The 15,972-nt window shown below is 44.8% G+C and carries 10 protein-coding genes; 6 read left to right on the forward strand and 4 right to left on the reverse strand.

Features of this window, described 5'->3' with window-relative positions; genetic code table 11:
• Positions 1-16: 16 nt before the first annotated feature.
• From BLS44_RS12565 to BLS44_RS12575, 3 genes are read right to left on the reverse strand one after another with little or no spacing between them, the layout of a single operon-like run.
• Positions 17-1,315 (reverse strand): alginate lyase family protein, encoded by a 1,299-nt coding sequence (locus BLS44_RS12565; RefSeq protein ID WP_090390612.1) that lies wholly within the window; start codon positions 1,313-1,315, stop codon positions 17-19.
• Positions 1,316-1,352: 37 nt separating this feature from the next.
• Positions 1,353-3,122: a RagB/SusD family nutrient uptake outer membrane protein gene (locus tag BLS44_RS12570; protein WP_090390432.1), complete on the reverse strand. Its 1,770-nt coding sequence runs from the start codon at positions 3,120-3,122 to the stop codon at positions 1,353-1,355.
• 22 nt (positions 3,123-3,144) lie between these two features.
• Entirely contained in the window at positions 3,145-6,315 is a 3,171-nt protein-coding gene (locus BLS44_RS12575; RefSeq protein ID WP_090390433.1) for a SusC/RagA family TonB-linked outer membrane protein, read from the reverse strand.
• A gap of 436 nt (positions 6,316-6,751) precedes the next feature.
• Here BLS44_RS12575 and BLS44_RS12585 point away from each other — a divergent pair, with 436 nt between their 5' ends.
• From BLS44_RS12585 to BLS44_RS12610, 6 genes are all read left to right on the forward strand, one after another.
• A complete protein-coding gene (locus BLS44_RS12585; protein ID WP_090390435.1) occupies positions 6,752-7,066 on the forward strand; it encodes a type II toxin-antitoxin system RelE/ParE family toxin in 315 nt (104 codons plus the stop codon).
• A gap of 15 nt (positions 7,067-7,081) precedes the next feature.
• Positions 7,082-7,393 carry a helix-turn-helix domain-containing protein gene (locus BLS44_RS12590; RefSeq protein ID WP_090390436.1) on the forward strand — a complete coding sequence of 104 codons (312 nt, stop codon included), beginning with the start codon at positions 7,082-7,084 and terminating at the stop codon, positions 7,391-7,393.
• A gap of 5 nt (positions 7,394-7,398) precedes the next feature.
• Positions 7,399-7,641 (forward strand): CPBP family glutamic-type intramembrane protease, encoded by a 243-nt coding sequence (locus BLS44_RS27150; protein ID WP_090390437.1) that lies wholly within the window; start codon positions 7,399-7,401, stop codon positions 7,639-7,641.
• Positions 7,642-7,688: 47 nt separating this feature from the next.
• Complete coding sequence (locus BLS44_RS12600) at positions 7,689-9,452, forward strand: tetratricopeptide repeat-containing sensor histidine kinase (RefSeq protein WP_090390438.1); 1,764 nt, start codon at positions 7,689-7,691, stop codon at positions 9,450-9,452.
• Between the two features lie 135 nt (positions 9,453-9,587).
• Positions 9,588-10,454, forward strand: coding sequence for a hypothetical protein (locus tag BLS44_RS12605; protein ID WP_143019756.1), 867 nt, complete (start codon positions 9,588-9,590; stop codon positions 10,452-10,454).
• Positions 10,455-10,609: 155 nt separating this feature from the next.
• Positions 10,610-11,290 (forward strand): LytR/AlgR family response regulator transcription factor, encoded by a 681-nt coding sequence (locus BLS44_RS12610; RefSeq protein ID WP_090390613.1) that lies wholly within the window; start codon positions 10,610-10,612, stop codon positions 11,288-11,290.
• 281 nt (positions 11,291-11,571) lie between these two features.
• Here BLS44_RS12610 and BLS44_RS12615 read toward each other — a convergent pair whose 3' ends face one another.
• Positions 11,572-15,834 (reverse strand): two-component regulator propeller domain-containing protein, encoded by a 4,263-nt coding sequence (locus BLS44_RS12615; protein WP_090390440.1) that lies wholly within the window; start codon positions 15,832-15,834, stop codon positions 11,572-11,574.
• Positions 15,835-15,972 lie beyond the last annotated feature (138 nt).

Genomic DNA, 15,972 nt, shown 5'->3' on the forward strand with positions numbered 1-15,972 from the left:
ATTAAATGATCTATCCTTAGTCAAGTGTGAACATTAATGTTCCAAATCCCAGCTGATCAAAACCACCGCTGTTAGGGCCATAATCACCACCACCGCCTTCGGGCAAGGTCGATTGCACTCCCATCTCGCTGTACTTTGCCGTAAGCTTTTTTATTTTCACATAATGAAAATAAGGAAGGGACCACATGGGCCTCACGGTGCCACGGCCATTGTCGCTGATCACCGAATGCACTTCCGTAGAACCGCAGTTAGCGCCATATATACGGGTATAGGAGCGATAAGGGACATTTAAAGAAGCTACGTTATATTTGGCAGTGTACTCACATGCTTTTAAAAAGCGGTTATCATCCAGACCAAAAAAGTCATCCCCCTGGTTCCAGGTCAGCTGGGCTATAACCCCCATTAAAGAGATACATAATGTGGCGTGGCCCTGATCGCGGCCGCTTTCCTGGAGCTGCGCCAGACCCGCATCTGCACCCTCAAAAACATTGTTAATGGCAAGATACCAGTTACCATTGCCCCGGCCTGTTTGCAGGTAACTGACGGCATAGTTATACATAGACCTGTTATCGGTTAATATGGCGATGGACAGGACGGAAGCGAGGTTTGCCAGGTCCCAGTTGGCATACGCATTTGTAACGCAGCTGCCAAAATGAGTACTCAAAAAATTATAATTTAATGAGTAGAATACATCTGTCATCCATTTTTTATACGCTGTAAAATCGGCAGCAGCCCACCCGTTATAGTCTCTCAACAACTCACCTGCGAGGGCAAACTGGTAGCCGTAAAAGCCTGCGGCCAGCGCCGAATTGGAATCGCCGTTGATAGATTTACAGGTTACCGCCCAGGCGTTTAATATGGCAATAGCCGTTGCCGCATACGTATCATCACCGCTTATTTTCCATCTTAATGCAAGCTGGTAGGCCGCAGCGGCATCGTTCATGGCACGCGAATAGTTATCTGCTTCCGGTTCTTCTCTTGAACCGCCACCCCGGATGAGTTTTACCGTTGGGTTAGCCACATAAGACACCTGTGCGTGGGAATTGGCGATAAGCCTGTTCCAGCCGGAATACCAGGGCTCGGCTTTGGCAGCGATCTTTGCCTTCACCCGTGCAAAGTCCCCGGATGTGTGAAGGCCACCATGTTTAAGTGCAACCGTTGGTGCCAGGGTATCAATTACCAGCCGGGCGCTGCTGTCCGCAACGGGCGTCCATGTACCAAGATGCCTTAGTCCCGGTTTACTACAGGCGGTAACCGCTGCACCAATAGCTATGGCCAGGATCATGACCGGTACTAAAATCTTATTTCGTTTCATGAGTTTATCTTTTAAGTAATAGTTAGTGGTACTACAATCAATAGCCGGGGTTTTGCAGGAGCTTTTCATTGAGGTCGATCTGATCCGTAGCTATCGGATACAAATAATGCTTTAACGCAACAGAATGGTTCTGATAGCTGTCTACCACCACGCAGTTTAAAGTTCCGGCCGGTGTAGCCACAGCTTCTTCCCCGTATACATAGGTGTTGGGCGCATAGATGGGCGTGGCATTGCCCGAAGCATCTTTAAACGGCGTTGCATAAGATCCCCCTCCTACCACACGTCCCAGGCGCGAAGGATTTAAAGCAGCCTCCAGTATGCCCCAGCGTTTCAGGTCGTCAAATCGTTTGCCTTCCCTATACAGCTCTACAGCCCGCTCTCTTCTTATTTCCTCAAGCATGTTTAAATCATTGGCACCCGCCAGTACGTTGGTTAATGGTTTTACGTTGGAGCGGGCCCTTAGTTTATTGATCGATTCATTTAGCTGCCCATCGGTAATGCTTCCGTTTAATTCGTACAACGCTTCGGCGTAAGTCAAATACACTTCTGCCAGCCGGATAATGGGCCAGTTGGCAGATTCTTCATTATCTTTTCTTCGCGAGCCATATCCATATACAGCATACTTGCTATTGTTATAGCCGCTGTAACCCAGGCTCCCGAAGGTCAAAGTAACGGTTGTGGGGGCTGTTCTGGCGCCAAAAAGGTAATTGAACATACGCAGATCCCTGTTCTGGAATTCGGAAGTAATGGTATGATAGCCCTGGAAGAGCGGAGATTTTTCGGGAGGCAGGCCATCTTTACAAACCACCATATCCATAAACTTCCGGCTGGGGTAAAGCTGCCAGGCCGTCCAGGAAATGTTCATTCTTGCCTGCTTATAGGTATAGTCGAATGTTTTATATAAAATAAATTCCTTATTGGTAGATTTATCGTAGCCACCGGGGTTGCTGCCCGCATCTTCGAGGTTAAATAAATAAAAACTGCTTAAACTGTCCATCTTCGCATCGGCATTTTTATTCCAGATCTCGTAGCCCCCGTTATCCATTACGTCTTTGCTTAAAGCAACGGCCTCTGTTAAATATTTATTTACGTTAGAGGCATTATAACCTGCGGTTCCCGCGCCTGTGGTAACACCATCGCCATCAGTTTTCTGTCCTACATATTTTTCCCAGGTGGCTTCATAAAGCAGCACCTGCGCTTTAAATGCTTTGGCAGCCCATTGACTTACCCTGCCTTTATCGGTGGCCGGTATATTCTGTTCAATAGGTAATTTTGAAATGGCCTGGTCCAGGTCGGCTAAAATCAGCGCCGTCACTTCATAGCGGCTGTTCCGGGCGCCGTATAATTCAGGCGAATCGATGTCAAGCATCGTTGTTATCAGTGGGACCCCGCCAAAAGTTTTCAGCAAATTAAAGTACGCAAAGGCCCGAAAGAAATACGCTTCCCCCACATACTGGCCGATATCCTTACCAGTATAAGCAGCAGCTTTTTCCAGCAGCGTATTAAAACTGCGGATGCCCGCATAATCCCAGCCCACGCCGCTCGCCGCAATGGTTCCATGCCCCAGGTCAAAATCATTGCTTTTATTATTTGCCGACAGGTCGGTATTATTATCCATTGAATTAAAGTTCCAGCCAGGCAGGCGGTTATAAAAATCGGTGGCAAACGCCTTAAAATCGCTGGCCTTTTTAAAATAAACCGCATCGGTAAACTGAGCCGGGGGATCCAGATCTATAAATTGTTTCTGGCAGGACAAGGTGCCCAAACCCATACTGCCAATGATCAAATATTTATATAAACGTTTCATTTGTATGCTTTTTTTGGTGTAATTAAAATCCGATATTGAGGCCAAAAGACCAGGTCCTGGCAAAGGGATAGCCGCTGTTAATAGAGGCTTCGCCCATTTCAGGATCGAACCCGTCCTTTATAGATGTAGCTTCCCACAGATCTTCACCGGAGAAGTAGAGTCTTACCCGGTCCAGCTTTACTTTCCTTGTTAAAGGCTGAGGCAGGGTATACCCCAGTATCAACGCTTTTAAACGGATATACCGGTTATTCTGCAGCATAAAATCATTATTGGCATAGTTCCATGCGGCCCGCGTGGGATTTACCGTTAAGCGCGGATAAAGCGCATCCTGGTGCTCTTCGGTCCAGGTGTTCCCCAGGAACTTAGGATTTTGATTGGTGTATAACGCAGCAAAGGGATAGGCCATATAGCCATTACGCATGATGTTTTGCTTTAATTGTCCCTGGAAGAAGGCATTAAAATCGATCCCCTTATACGATGCTCCTATATTCGCTCCAAAAGTGTAATGGGGCGTTCCATCGCCCACATAGATCAGTGAGCTCTTTTCATTTCCTTTGGATGTTATATTGCCGGTACCTGCCACATCCGCTTTAATAACATCTCCCGGGCGCAAGGCTACCGCTTTGTTCGACTGCGGCTTATCGGTGAGGTCATTGCTTTTCCCAAACTGCTTGTAATAAGCATCTACTTCTTCCTGGTTTTTAAAATAACCGGCGGTTGCATATACAAACCAGGGCTTCCAGGGGTAGCCGTTTACAATATTGTTTACCCCGGCGCCGTAAGCGTCTGCATTTTCAACCCCGGTCACCAGTGTACGGGTGTTCGCCATGTTAACCGATATATTATAGCTGAAATCTTTAACATGGTCTTTCCATGCCATCACCGCTTCCCAGCCCCTGGTATTAAAACGCCCGCTATTGGTTTTAGGCGCCGAACCACCCAATACAGAGGGATAGGTTACCCCTATGAGCATGCCGATATTATCTTTTGTAAAATAATCGAAATTGGTGGTCAACCGGTTTTGGAGAAAATTCAGATCGATACCTATATTTTGCGTTTTTACCCGCTCCCAGGTACGGGTATAGCTGATGAGGCCACTATTATTTAAGGTTGTGGACTGCTGCTGTGAAGCTGGCTGACCAATGATGGTGGTGCCGATATTTACGGTGGATAAGTAATCAAAAGCACCAAGCCCCGATGCCTCGTTACCCAACACACCATAGCTGGCCCTTATTTTACCAAAGCTTATGACCCGTGAAAGATCCTGCCAGAAATCCTCTTTTGTAAATACCCAACCCAGCAGGGCCGACCCAAAGTTTTTAAATTTATACCCTTTGGCAAAACGTGAGTTACCATCGCTCCTTCCTGTTAATTCCAGCAGGTACTTTTCTCCATAGTTATAATTAAACCTTCCAATATAGGAATAACGGCCATTTAAAGATTTTGAGCCATTATTGGTTTGTGTGGTGGTAGAGGCTGCACTGATATCGTATATCCCCAGGTCGTCAAAACCTACCCGGTTGCCCGAAATCCACTGGGTGGTATTCTTCTCGGCATTGATACCCGCCATAGCCGCTACGTTGTGCAGCCCTTTAAACGTTTTATTATACCTTAAAAGCGCCGAGTAATATTGATAATACCCCTGCCAGGCATAGGCATAGTACACATTATTGGTGCCGCCTGTGTTCAGGCCGATGCCGGTAGGCGTACCGTACCAGTTGTAAAGCTGCACAGGCAATACATATTTTTCCTCATTAAACCGTTCATTTTGCAAAGAAGCGGCCCCTTCTATTGCCAGGTCTTTCATGATCTGGTAAGTGGCTTTTACATCAATACGCCCGGTTAAGGAATTTTTATTATCACGCCCGCCATCGCTGGTCATAGCCGCTGCGTTCCTTATAGCACCGCCATCGATACCATTAAAGGTGGCAAACCACTGCCCCAGCGGGTTCTTTGCCGGGTAAAACGGCATATCAAACGCATACAAGGTATTATCCAGCCCTACAGATGGCGTACGGGTAGCGGCATTGATCAGGCTTATACCGGTTTCGATCTTTAATTTTTCTGATAACTTATAGTCATGATTGAAGCGGAGGTTGTATTGCTTTTGACCATCATAAGCAGTAGCCAGGTTGCCCTGGTTATCAGCATAGCCCAGGGATAACCGGTAACCTGATTTTTCATTACCGCCCGACAGGCTTAAATTATGCTGGTAGGAAAAACGGCGGGCAAACATCTCGGCGATCCTGTCTGAATTGTAAATGTAAAAGTCGGTGCCAAACAGGTCATACCGCCCTTCTACACCCTGTTCCATTTTCTTAACATTATCTTCGCCCCAAACCCACCAGTTAGGGGTGGTTTCCTCTTTGTTGGCCTCGATCCATGTGCGGGCATATTGTTGCATGGAGGGCGAGTAACCGGTAATGCCATTGGTGGTGAAGCGAAAGTTTCCACTATAATCCACTTTTACTTTTCCCTTTCCGCGTTTGGTAGTAACCAATATGACCCCGTTTGAAGCACGGGAACCATAGATAGCCGATGCTCCGTCTTTGAGTATAGAAATACTTTCAATATCATCGGGGTTCATATTCTGGAAAGAATAGTAATTCATAATAGGTACCCCGTCAACGACTATTAAAGGATCGCTGCCATTTACCGACGTAGCACCCCTGATGGTGAACGCGATGCCCTCATTTCCCGGTCTTGGCGACGACCTTGTTACCAGCAATCCGGGGGTTTGTCCCTGCAATGCGAGGCCTACATTGGTTACAGCGCGGCTTTCAAAGGCTTTCCCGCTTATGGTTTCGACGGCGCCGGTAAGGGTTGCCTTTTTTTGCTTTCCATAACCAACCACAACCACCTGGTCCAGCTCTCTGTTAGCTGCAGACAATAATAGCCGGTTTAAAGCCGCATCCGCCCTTACTTCTGTTTCCTGGTAACCGATGGCCGAAATAAGCAGCAACGCATTTTCGGGCACCGAGACCGAGAACTGTCCTTCCGCATTGGTAAGGGTACCTGTCGTTGTACCTTTGACCAATACAGATGCACCGGCAACCGGCTTTTCGGAGCTGCCATCCAAAACCACACCGGTAACGGTCCTGGTTTGCGCCCCACCCATAAGCGGACAAATAACAAGGAAGGCAAGGACCATGAACAGGCCCGCCCTGTTTGGCAATCGTTTAATTTCTTTCATATTGAATAATTGATTAAATTATTTACAGTGCAATACTAATGCTGCGCAGGGGGGTAAATGGTGGGATGGTTGTCAAAAAAAGGGGGGTAAATCAGCATTTTTACCCATTTGAAGAGTGGGTAAATTTTCAATATGGAGCTATAAAATCTATTAATACATTGAATATAAGTTGTTTAAAAAACAACTGCCTGGGAGACAAGGAACCCCGGGAAATATAGAGGCGGGGTCAAAAAACGGAGCATGATATACTCCCGGTCTGTATGCCCCCGCTGACCGTAACCGGGAAGCCAGTACGATTATGTTATCCCTGCCAGTGTGCTGCTGGCAAAATGCGATACCGGCAATAACCGGAACACAGGCAATACAAATAATTGGGCAAAGAAATCTTTGAAAATGTTCACTATTTAGCTAACTTTGTCTGGTAATTGTCGGCATAATGCAAACCTATACCCGGAACATCTTTTATTATAAAGACTATTTCCTGGATTTTTATGCCTGCCAGACAGAAGAGGTTAAAAAGAAATTTAACTGGACGCTTCAGCTCATTGCAACGATAGATAGGGTTCCTAAAAAATATTTCAGGCATATGGCGGGCACCGACGGTTTGTATGAAATACGCGTTGAAATGGTAAATAACATTTACAGGGCATTTGCTTTTTTTGACGAAGGACAATTGATAGTGATCGCTAATGCTTTTCAAAAGAAAACACAAAAAACGCCCAAAAGTGAACTTGACCTGGCTAAAAAATAAAAAGGGAGTATTTTAATGAAAAATAAGGACAACGATAACCTCGTTTCTTTTGCAGACCATCTTGATAAAGAATATGGCGAGCAGGGTACCAAAGAAAGAGAGATTTACGAGCAAGAGTTTGAAGCGTTTAAACTGGGCGTACTTATCCAGGAAATGCGGGAGAAACTGAATCTGACCCAGGAACAGCTTGCACATAAATGTGGCACAACAAAATCCTACATTTCAAGAATTGAGAACAATGCAAGTGATATCCGTCTTTCAACACTAATACGTATTATTCAAAACGGGCTCGGCGGGTATTTGAAATTATCGGTTGGTCTCCGGTAATTTGGATGCCCCACTATATTTTAGTGAGTTATAAAATTAAAAATAAGGCGATACTGATATTAGTCTCAAGCATCCTTTTCGCACTTTCTCATCTGTATCATATCTTGCACTTTTTTACGGCGTTTATGCTTGGGATACTAATGAATTTATATTTTGTGCGTTTAAATTTTAACCTGTTTTATAATTTACTTTTAGTGTTTGTTCTGCATGCTCTTTATAACCTATATGGTATTTTACCTATTGCATAAATCACTTAAAAATTTATCGTTTTACAGACGTTTGCTTACATACAGATATGCCTCCGATTGATCAAATACCTTATGCTTTATGTAAAAAGAGTCAACACAGTATTTATTTGTTAATTTTATTTTTCCTTTTTTTCGGGCATTTTGCAATGGCTCAGAATCCTGATATAAAGAGAAAAATAGAAAGAATAGACAGTTTGATGGATAAATATTATACCAATTTTGAACAAGCCGAACGTGAAGCCGACGAATTGTATAATTTACTGAAAACAAAATACAAATCGAAAGAATACAAAGGTTTTCTGATTGATGTAATGCTCCAAAAATCCATTCTTTACAGTTTGAACGGAGAACACTATAAAGCCCTCCAAATAGCACTGAAAGCATTGGACGAAGCAAAGGAATACGAATTGCCGGAAAAAATATACCGCAGTTGCTGGATAATAGAGATTATGTATGAAAATGGCGGCGATTATAAATTGTGCAGACAATATCTGGACGAAGCCCACAAAATCTACAAAAAATACAGCCTCGACAATGTTTACAGTGTTTACTGCATTCGTATGTCTTCCTATTATGTTCGTGTACAAAAGCGGGATTCTGCCCTGCATTTCGCTTATCGGGGATTGGAATATGCTCAAAAATATCAAAACAAAAGAGAGATAAGAGATGCTTATCTACTGTTGGGAGGACTTTTGTCTGAAAACCACTACAAAGATGCCGTGAAATACAAGTCAATGGCGGCAAAACAACTTTTGGAATTAGAGGACTATGCTTCGGCTGCGAGTCAGTTGACAAGTGCTTCCCGTATTTTAATAAAACATAATCAGCCAGATGAGGCAATGAAGTACAGCGACTCTGCATTTTCCGTACTCAGAGGAACTAATGCGTACATCAATCCCGAAGTCTATGAGGTAAGAAGCGACCTTTTCAGGAGAAAAGGCAAAATGGATTCGGCTTATTATTACTTTGAAAAATTCCATAATGTTTATGCCAATGAGCAAAGCAAAATGGAAAACTCCAAAATAAAGCAAATAAGCGAACAATACCAAAACGACAAAAAAGAAGCCGTTATCAAAAGCAAAAACCGGCAGATGGTTTTAACCGCCGGGTTACTTGCTTTGATTGTTTTCGGTTCGGTCGTATTATTCTGGAAAAACAGGGAAATCAGCCGTAAAAACAAAGTTATCAATAAACAATTAGCCGAACTTTCCAAAACACTGAATCAGAAACAGGTATTGCTATCCGAATTGCAGCACCGTGTAAAAAATAATCTGCAACACGTCATCAGTATTCTCGAAATCCAGAAAGAATCGGTTGATTTTAATAACATTGATGAACTTATTAGGGGCAACCAAAACCGCATCCATTCTATGGCATTGCTCCATAAGAAGCTGAATGTTGCCGATAATGTGAATGAAGTAGATTTGAAACGGTACGTCACCGAACTCTCGGAACTGGTCAAAGATTCTTATGACAGCCACAACAAAAAAGTGAACCTGTTTGTCAATGTGAGTATAGAAAAAATCTCCTTGGAAAAAGCCCTGCCTTTGGGTTTGATAATAGTGGAGCTGGTCAGTAACAGCATGAAGCACGCTTTCCAAAAACAAAATATCGGAATCATCAGCATAGAGCTTACCAAAGACTCCAATAGCCATACACTATACTACTCCGATAACGGAGGCGGTTTTGATTTTAACGCACCAAGCGAAAAAGGGCTGGGTCAGGAAATTATCAAAGGGCTGATAGACCAGTTAGACGGTGTAACCGAAACCAAAAGTGATAACGGATTTGAGCTTACCGTTTCGTTTTAGGCAATTTCTATCCCTAAAATCGCCATTCTATCCCAGAAATTTTTAGGATGGCAACCTTCTCTATATCATTGTTCCATAATAAAACAGGAAGCCGAAAATGCATTAGAGTAGGCATTAATATATTTTTTATACATTATGAAAATGTGGAGACAACTTTCAATCTTATCCGTCTTGTTATGCGGTACATTTTTTTCTATAGCACAGAATTATAAATATAAAATTGGAGACACCCATCCTAATGGTTTTGTGTTCGACATGGATCCAAAGACGGGGTATTTCTGGGTAGTAATGCCTGGAGAAGCTAAATTGAACTATGCAGATGCTGTAAGTTCTAAAAAGTTTGGCCCGGCGTACGCAGACTTTAGATTACCCAATAACAAACAGTTGATAACTATCTACAATAACCTGGCAAAAAAAGGAATCGGAAACTTTAAAAAAGAACATTACCGGAGTAGCGAGCCTACAAAAAATCCCTCGTATCCCAGTGCACTCAATTTTGCAAATGGACAAATGGGAACCTCGGCACTAAATAATCTTACGCTAAGCAGAGGGGTTAAACAGTATCATCAATCACCATTAAACCCTGCACCAAAACCAGCACCAACCTCGGGCCCAGCAGCCAATAATGCTTTACTACCCGGAAAAACACTTGGTGTAGGAGGTAAAATTACCTCGCAAAATGGCAAGTACATAGCAAAAGTGGGGGATGATGGAAATATTTGCATTTACCAGATGGTAAACGGGAAGGAATTTCATTTAGATGAAAGTAATAATAGATTATGGTGCTCTATGACCAATGGAACAACCAGAAAGCCAGGTTTACAATTAACTGGAGCCGGGAATCTTATTTTAACTGACAGCCAAACGAAAAAAGAATTATTCAACTCAAACACGCAAAATTTAAAAGCGGTAAAGCTGGTAATTGAAAACAATGGTAAATTAAATCTTTACAATGCAGCAGGCAAAGTTGTGTGGACAGCAACATCTACCTGGAAAATGTAAGGATTAAGTTAATAAACATTCTTTGAATTCAAAAGGCCGTACCCGTTGCGGCCTTTTGAATTCAAGTACAGATATTCTACTTTTGTGCTGTCAGATAATATACGCTAAGTTTCGGAGAAATGAACTTTAGAGCTTCTGAATATGCAAAAACGAACATGAAAACAATATTACTCGTAGAAGACGATTTTTTAAACAGGCGATTATCAAAAAAAATCCTGATCGAAAACGGCTATCGTGTTTTGGAAGCTAAAAATGCGAAAGAAGCCCTCGAAACCCTGAAAAAAGAACAGATAAACCTTGCCATTCTTGACATCAATCTCGGAGAAGACGAGCAGGATGGCATCAGCTTGGGGCAGCAAATAAAAGACAGGTATGCGGCTCCTTTTATTTATGTAACGGCTTATGACAATTCGGAAGTGATTAACCGGGCAGTGGCTACTACACCCTATTCTTATCTTACCAAGCCGTTTAAAAACGTGGATATGATTGCTTCGGTAGAAGTGGCCATCCGGCAATCCGGCAAAAAGCATATCCCCAAAATCCCGGTGAAAGACGGAGATTATACCACAGAGCTTCCGATAGATGAAATCAACTATATCGAATCCGATGGGAATTACCTGCTGTTTCATACCGATAATAAAATCTACAAAACCCGTTCAACCATCAAAAGAATAACGGAAGAGCTTTCCGGAAAATCTTTTGTGCAGGCACACAGAGCCTATATTGTTAATAAAAACAAGATAAGCAAATTCACCAGCAAAACCGTGATGATTGGTGAAGCGGTGATTCCTGTTTCGGAAAATTTTGCGGAGAATATTGCATTTTACAAAGATTGATTAGTATGCTCAGGGTGGTGATAGCTTTGCTCAACTTGTATTTATGACCTCGTTGAACCTGGGGAAGCCCCATTAAATGCTATAAATCTATCCCGCCTTGCGGGACAGGGAGTGGTAAAAATCAGAAAGTAATGAAAAGCCTTACACAGGATATTTTCGGGCTCGGCGGGTATTTGAAATTATCGGTTGGTCTCCGGTAGCAAGGTCATAACAGTACAGAACGGGAGATCTTCTTCCCTCAGATATTGTGATACAACAGGCCGTTGTCCTGTTCCAAGAGCTCAGGCCTCCCCTTTACCCAATACATCCTTATTGACCGTATATTTATTGGCAAAGGGCTTCCGGTATTTTTTAATAAATGCGGAGGGGTTCATTCCAAACTGTTTGCTAAACTGCTCCCGGAAATAACGCGCATCAAAAATACCCACCGTTGTGGCCACTTCATTTACATTGTAGCCGGTATCAATAAACAGGCGCGCCGCCTTCCGCAAACGGATGAAACGGATAAAACTATTGAGCGGTTGACCGGAGACGGCTTTAACCCTTTTGGTGATCAATGAATAGCTCATTCCCAACTCCATTGCCAGTTTTTTGCTGTTGAACTCCTCATCATCCAGGTGTTCCTCCACAACTTCGATGCATTTTTCGAGGAATTGCCGGTACTTTTCCGGGATCTTTATGTCCTGGTTATCCAGTGTGATGGCATTATAAAAGTACTGTTGGAGACTGGTCCTGTTTTTAAGCAGCGTGCTTACCCTGGCCAAGAGCAGTTCTTTATCAAAAGGCTTCATGATATAATCATCCGCCCCCTGCCGGATGCCCTGCAACTTTAATGCGTCACTGGAGGTTCCGGTTAATAAAATAACGGGGATATGGCTCAGACCCGGGTTTTCCTTGATGGCTTTGCACAGGTCGATCCCATTCAATCCCCCCATCATGATGTCACTGATGATAATATCCGGTAGCAGGTTCTCTGCCTTACGGATCCCTTCCTCAGCACCGGGGGCTTCATAAACCTGGTAATCCGTATTCAATACCAGGCTTAAATACTCCCTGATCGCGGGATCGTCATCTACTACGAGGATCGACCGTTTATCACTGGCCAGCAGGGCGCCCGTTTGTTCTGTTACTGAGGAAACCAACTCCCCGGCCTGCTCTTCTGCACCATGAACCATTTCATGCAAAACAGACTGACCGGACACCACGTTATGCGATAACTGTTCCTTTGTAAAATGTCCGCTCCCTTTTAATAAGTGCACATGGAACAGCGCGCCCCCTCCTTTCCTGATGCTGTAGCCGATGCGGCCCTGGTGCGCTTCCGCAAATTGCCGCGCCAGGTACAGGCCAATGCCAAAGCCCGGCTTTATTTCCTTACCACTCTCTTTAGCCTGGTAGAATTTTTCAAATATCTTATCCGTCGCTTCCGGCGATATACCCGGCCCGTTATCGGATATCCGGATGGATACCGCATTTTCTTCATCAAGAAGCTCCAGCACTACTTCTCCGCTATGGGGCGCATACTTGAGCGCATTGGACAGCAAGTTGTAAAAAATGATCTCCAGTTTATCTTTATCCCCATAGATCGTGATCACCTTTGGGTCACAATAAAAATGGTATTGAATATTCTTTGCCTGGGCCTGCTGTACAAAGCATAAATATACATCCTTACAAAGCGCCACAAGGTCCAGCTTTGCCGGGTATACCGTATCCAGCCCGCTTTCCTCGCGTCTGAATAACAGTAACTGGTTGGTTAAACTCAACATGCGCCGCGCATTCCTGTATACGATCTCCAGTTCCCGGTCTTCCTTTTCCGGTAACAGGTCGCGCTTCTCCAGGATGTCTTTAACCGGGTTAATGATCAGTGTAAGCGGTGTACGGAATTCATGCGAGATGCTGGTAAAGAACGAGGCCCTGCGTTCATTCACTTCCCGTTCCCGATCGGCAATGGCTTTCTCTGTTTCTCTTTCGGATTGCTCCAGCGCGCGTTGTGTACGTTCCGTTTCCAGTTCTGCTGCATATTTTTCATGCTCTGCTTTTTCCAGGGCCAGTTCGGCCAGTCCTTTTTCCCGTTCCGCCTTTTCCTTCTGAACATTCAGCTTCTGAAGATCCACCTCGTATTGCAACTGGGCCTGTCTTGCGCGGTACCTCAGGTATAAATAAACAAGCGAAATGATCACTGCCACGTACAGCAGGTAGGCCCACCAGCTCCTGTACCAGGGAGGAAAAACCTTTACCGGGATCGTAATTTCGTTTTTCCAGATCCCATTGCTATCAGTACATTTTACCCGGAAAACATAGTTCCCCTCCCGTAAATGGGTATAGGTAGCCGTACGCACATTGCCCGAATAATTCCACCCCTTATCCCAACCATCCATCATATAGGCATAAGAGATCTTGTCGGGTACGGCATATTCAAGGGCTGCAAAATTGAATGAAAAAACGGCATTGTTGTAGGGCACCGCAATAGCCGCTATATTGCTTCCGCTCATTTTACTGATATACCCCGGTACCCTTTCCACCGGCCGGCCATCGATCACGATCCCGGTAAAACGTAACGGAACATGGCCGGCCGGCAACCCGATACTGTCCGGAAAAAATACATTATACCCCTGTATACCACCAAAGACAAAGGCCCCGGAACGCAGCTTTGTTGCTGCATTAAAATGAAACTGATCACTTTCCAGGCCATCACTGCGGTAATAATTCCTGAACGTCCGGTCCTTAATACGAAACCTGGACAAACCGTTAAAGGTCCCCAGCCAGAGGTTCCCTTTATCATCCTGCAAGGTAGAGAAGATGCTGTTGTTGCTCAGTCCTTCCGAGGTCGTATACCGGGCGGTGACCTTCTGCTGTTTCCTGTCGAACAATACCAGCCCTCCACCTTCCGTGCCCAGCCAAAGATGCCCCATTCCGTCATCAGTGATCGTACGTATAAACTGGCCGATATAAAAATACTGGTGCCGGCGGTTGACCCGGTCGATCTTTACAAGATCCGTAAGCCCCCCTCCCCAGAAATCACCCCGGCTGTCTTCCACCAGCGAAAACAGGTCGGAAAGCCTGTCATCAAAGATCTCAAAAACATCTTTTGGCCGGTTGTACCGGTACAGGGCTCCAAAATAATTGCCCCTGCGCAAGGCCGACGCCCAAAGGGTCCTGCCTGCATCTTCATAAAATATATTGAATACTTTATTTTCAACACCGGTTTTTTCATTAACGGTCCTATACCGCTTAAAACTGTGGCCAGCCGGGATGAACCTGCATATTCCATCGGTATAGGTCGCCAGCCAGATGTTGCCCAGGTGATCAATAGTGATATTATTGACATTGTTGCCGGACAACGATGCAGGATCCCGGGGGTTATTCTTATAGTAGGTGATCCGGTTGTTTTTTGCGTCCACCACATTGAGCCCGTTATCTTCCGTAGCTACCAGCAGGCCGCCACCCGGAGCTTCACACACAGAGGTAATAAAATTGCCGGACAGGCTGTTCGCATCACCCGGTTCATGACTGACCGTTACGAATTTTTCGCGGCCCGGGTCGATAATGTTAATACCCCCGCGCCGGGTACCGATCCAGATCCTTGATGTTTTGTCTACAAACAGGGAATAGATGCCGCTGCTTGAAAGCTGGCCCCTGCCATCACCGGCAACCAGATAACGGACCTGCCCGGTTACCTTATCGTACACGTTCAAACCACCTCCCATTGTGGCTACATAGATATTCCTTTTATGATCCGATTCCAGGGCAATGGCCAGGTTGGCATTTAACCGGGCATTTTCAACGGTAAGGCTTTTTTGTACCTGGTTGCGGCTTAAATGATACGTATACACCCCGTCGTTACCGGCCAGCCAGATACGATCCCCATCCGGCAGCATGCTGTTCACGTACTGAATGCTGTTATTTAACAGTTGCAGGGTGCGGCTTTTATAGTTCAGCAGGCAAAGCCCCTTACCCTGAACAAAAACAAGTGTTCTTCCATGCTTATCAAAACAGATGGCCTGCACTCCATACTGCCAGGTCTTTTCGCCCGAAGTGCCGGTGAAAGCAACCTGGATAGCGGTTGTTCCGGCCTTCTCACACATCATGAGCCCCTTCAGCTCGGAAGCGATCAGTACATTGTTATTTGCATCGCATACAACCGTTTTAATAACGTCCCGGTCCAGCCGGATGGATTTATCCTGATCCGTTTTCCGGTAATAAATGGTTGTAAAATCATCTCTAAAACGGTTCAGCCGGCATACGCCCAAGCGTGTGGCAAGCCAGATGTTGCCCTGATGGTCTTCTGCAATACCATAGATAACATCACTCAGCAATGATGTGGTATCCCCGAATTTATTGCGATAGATCTTAAAAGCATACCCGTCGAAACGATTGAGCCCATCCAGTGTGCCAAACCACATAAAGCCATCCCGGTCCTGATAGATAGAGCGAACCGTTTCATTCGACAAACCCTGCTCCACACCCAGCCTGGCTATATGAGGCTGGGCCACTGCAGCACTGGTCGTCAGCAGCAAAAAGAGTATCCTGTATATCTTTTTAAACATAAGCAACAAGCAAATATAACAGACTCATCAACAGCCCGGATACCTGAACAGCGCAAATTCCCCGGGGGAAGCGCTTTAATCCGTTTAATTAATTGTATATAAGACATTTATTAATTTTCGGAAAATTCCGTCTCCGGG

Origin of the sequence: Niabella drilacis, assembly GCF_900101395.1 — a bacterium.
In the GTDB taxonomy this organism is placed as follows: Bacteria; Bacteroidota; Bacteroidia; order Chitinophagales; family Chitinophagaceae; genus Niabella; species Niabella drilacis.

What these genes read in the sequence shown, in the direction of transcription:
- BLS44_RS12565 (WP_090390612.1), bottom strand. Translation starts at nt 1,315, where the DNA reads ATGAAACGAAATAAGATTTTAGTACCGGTCATGATCCTGGCCATAGCT.
- BLS44_RS12575 (WP_090390433.1), bottom strand. Translation starts at nt 6,315, where the DNA reads ATGAAAGAAATTAAACGATTGCCAAACAGGGCGGGCCTGTTCATGGTC.
- BLS44_RS12585 (WP_090390435.1), top strand. Translation starts at nt 6,752, where the DNA reads ATGCAAACCTATACCCGGAACATCTTTTATTATAAAGACTATTTCCTG.
- BLS44_RS12590 (WP_090390436.1), top strand. Translation starts at nt 7,082, where the DNA reads ATGAAAAATAAGGACAACGATAACCTCGTTTCTTTTGCAGACCATCTT.
- BLS44_RS27150 (WP_090390437.1), top strand. Translation starts at nt 7,399, where the DNA reads ATGCCCCACTATATTTTAGTGAGTTATAAAATTAAAAATAAGGCGATA.
- BLS44_RS12600 (WP_090390438.1), top strand. Translation starts at nt 7,689, where the DNA reads ATGCCTCCGATTGATCAAATACCTTATGCTTTATGTAAAAAGAGTCAA.
- BLS44_RS12610 (WP_090390613.1), top strand. Translation starts at nt 10,610, where the DNA reads ATGAAAACAATATTACTCGTAGAAGACGATTTTTTAAACAGGCGATTA.
- BLS44_RS12570 (WP_090390432.1), bottom strand. Translation starts at nt 3,122, where the DNA reads ATGAAACGTTTATATAAATATTTGATCATTGGCAGTATGGGTTTGGGC.
- BLS44_RS12605 (WP_143019756.1), top strand. Translation starts at nt 9,588, where the DNA reads ATGAAAATGTGGAGACAACTTTCAATCTTATCCGTCTTGTTATGCGGT.
- BLS44_RS12615 (WP_090390440.1), bottom strand. Translation starts at nt 15,834, where the DNA reads ATGTTTAAAAAGATATACAGGATACTCTTTTTGCTGCTGACGACCAGT.